The organism is Mesorhizobium sp. M2A.F.Ca.ET.037.01.1.1, from assembly GCF_003998075.1.
In the GTDB taxonomy this organism is placed as follows: domain Bacteria; phylum Pseudomonadota; class Alphaproteobacteria; order Rhizobiales; family Rhizobiaceae; genus Mesorhizobium.
This window is the reverse complement of the sequence record NZ_RZSA01000914.1, coordinates 1-2,616: the sequence shown is the minus strand read 5'-3', so window position 1 is coordinate 2,616 and position 2,616 is coordinate 1. Positions and strand designations below refer to the sequence as shown.

Annotated in this window: 2 protein-coding genes; one reads left to right on the top strand and one right to left on the bottom strand. The window is 55.4% G+C overall.

Features of this window, described 5'->3' with window-relative positions:
- Positions 1 to 391 precede the first annotated feature (391 nt).
- On the top strand, positions 392 to 1,327 hold the full coding sequence (locus EOA27_RS31230) for a hypothetical protein (protein ID WP_127258070.1): 936 nt from the start codon (positions 392 to 394) through the stop codon (positions 1,325 to 1,327).
- Positions 1,328 to 1,391: 64 nt separating this feature from the next.
- Here EOA27_RS31230 and EOA27_RS31225 read toward each other — a convergent pair.
- A partial coding sequence (locus tag EOA27_RS31225) for a glycosyltransferase (protein WP_127258067.1) occupies positions 1,392 to 2,616 on the bottom strand: 1,225 nt, incomplete at its 5' end.

The window sequence follows — 2,616 nt, the reverse complement described above, 5'->3', positions numbered from 1 at the left end:
GGGTTCGACGTCGAGGTGAGAAGAATGCAGTCAAAGGACGTTGCCGTCCTTGGCCCCATGACCGAGGTCTATGTTCTGAGGAAGCCGGGATAGGGTGACCAACGATCGGCCGGGACCTCGGACATCGACGAGCTGGGTCGCGCCTCTAGACTAAAGCGCGTCGGGATCCTTCGGATTCGCTCCACGCGCTTTAGATTTTTGATTTTACGCATGTCTTTATCCCGAAACCGGTTCCCATTTCCGGGAGACATGCTTTAGCACAGCAAGCCTTGCAACATTTTGTGGCAACAAGCTCGTGTTCGCTCCTGAATCCGTTGGAAAATCATGAATCGCTAATGACATTATGGCTTCGGTGATCGAAGCTGCAGACTTCCGCTGAGAGGTCGACTTCATGACGATCATCCTCCATATCGGCGTCCACAAGACGGGCACGAGTGCGCTTCAAGCTTTTTTAGCTCGAAACGCTGCTTTGCTTTTGCAGCACGGAGTCTTCTACAAGCCGACAACCTCCGAGTGGCCAAATCATAACCCATTGGCTGTGGCATTCATGCCAGGGTCAAACGATCATGGCCCGACACGGCTGGCAATGACGCTGGCAGAGGCAGAAGGCAAAACGCTGCTCATCAGCTCGGAAATGCTTTGCGAGGCGGGGGTAGATCTCGATCTGTTTCTATCATGCCTCGAGGGGCACGACATTCGGGTCATCGCTTATGTACGTCACCCAAGCGACATCGTAGTCTCAGCTTTCAATGAGGTGGTCCGGCATTATGACACGCGCTGGACTCGCCCGCTGAACGAGCAGCCCTTCGCCTATGACCCGTCGCAGTTGGACATTCTTAGGCGCTGGTTGAAAGTGCCAAATCTGACGCTGGCCCCCTATGATCGAGCGCAGTGGGTTGAGGGTTCGATATTCAAGGACTTTCTCACCATGATCGGCGTTCCTGGCGATGGGTTCGACCACAGTCAAGTTGAAGGGAACGGATCACTGCCCTACCCTCTGATCGAGGCCCTTCGGCAAGTGAATATCGCACGCCCTTCTGCCGACCAACACCGCCTGCTTGTCGAACTTTTTCGGACGATCCAAAGCGAGCCGGGAGAGTATCCGCTGACTGCGAAAAATGTGAGGTACTGCATCGACCAGATGCGCGATGCATTGCCTTCCTACCGGCCGCACTTTCGCCCCGGCTTTCAAGAAGATTTCCTTTTTGAGCGACGGCATGAGCCAGAACGCGGATGGTTCAGTTTGCAACAGTCGGCTAGGGCAAGAGTGACCGGATTTCTTGCAAGAGTGGGCCGCATTCGTTTACTTGATGCCGGTCTATTGTGAAGCCAGGACTTCGTCCCTTTCGACGAAAAGGAATGCGATCCCGGGCGCGGTCATTCTGCTCGCACTATTTCAGGGCCCTTAAGCCGAATTGCTCATACAGGCTCTGCACATATGCGGCAGCCGCAGCTTGCGCTGACGCCCCGAGGTGGAAACGCGCGATCGTCTCCGCTTGCACTTTGGCGATCTCTTGCAAGTGCCTGCCATCGAAGCGGGTGACGCTCGACTGATGACGGCGATGCGAATTCAGTGGCCGGGGATCGAACGCGACCCCTCCCTTCTCCAGCAGCCGCAGGTAAGCGACCCAATCGCCGGCGTCCCGATAGGAAGCGATCTCTTCGAGTTCCCCCTGGAGAACCTCAATTAGCGGCGCTCGACGAAACAGTACCGCGCTGACGTTGGGGATCGTGTTTTTGAGATAAAGTGCCTCGGCAATTTCCTGGCGTCCGTCGACGACGTAGGGTTTGGCCCAACGAGACCGGTCGATATCGGATACGTAGTCCAGATAGTCCTCGCTCAAGATTCGCCCATCGCCGTCCATCTGCCGTGACTGGCAGTAGCTCATGACGACATCGCGTCGTTCGAAGGCGGGCAGAAGTTTTTCCAGGAGGTCGGGATCGGCGAGATCATCCGCTTCGGCGATCCAGACGAAATCGCCGCGCGCAGCTTCAACGCCACGCATCCATTGACGGAATACCGAGCCTGAATTCCGCTCGTTCCTGACCAACTTGGCTGGAATATCGCAGGTGGCCAAAAACTGCTCGATGGTTTTGACGCTGTCATCCGTCGAGGCATCGTCGAGCACAATCAACTCATAAGGTCGTACCGTCTGCCTCACGATCGAATTGAGACGCTCGATGAGATATCTATCGTAGTTGTAGTTCGGCACCACGACGGATACCCGCGGCAAGGGCCTTCCGGCATAGGCCAGCAGATCATGGAGATAGTGACTGAAACCAAACTCCTGGCGGACAATTTCACGGCCGATCTTTGCCAGATGTTCAGCTTCTTCCGAATTGTCGAGGAGGCTGCAAACAGCCCTAGCCATCGCATCCGTGTCGAACTTGGGGACAAGGATACCACAATCGCGCTTTAACAGATCCTGGAAGCCTCCAGCACCTTCGAAGGCGACGACCGGAACTGCCGCGTCCAGTGCCTCAAGCACTACCGAAGGAAATGGATCTTCGCGCGACGTCAAGACATATATATCAGCCGAGAAATAGTAATCTCTGGGATCCTCGACCAAGCCTATAAAGACAAAACGATCCTCAAGCCTGGCATCCTTTATTCGC

Coding starts and splice junctions, on each gene's coding strand:
- EOA27_RS31230 (WP_127258070.1), top strand. CDS start 392: ATGACGATCATCCTCCATATCGGCGTCCACAAGACGGGCACGAGTGCG.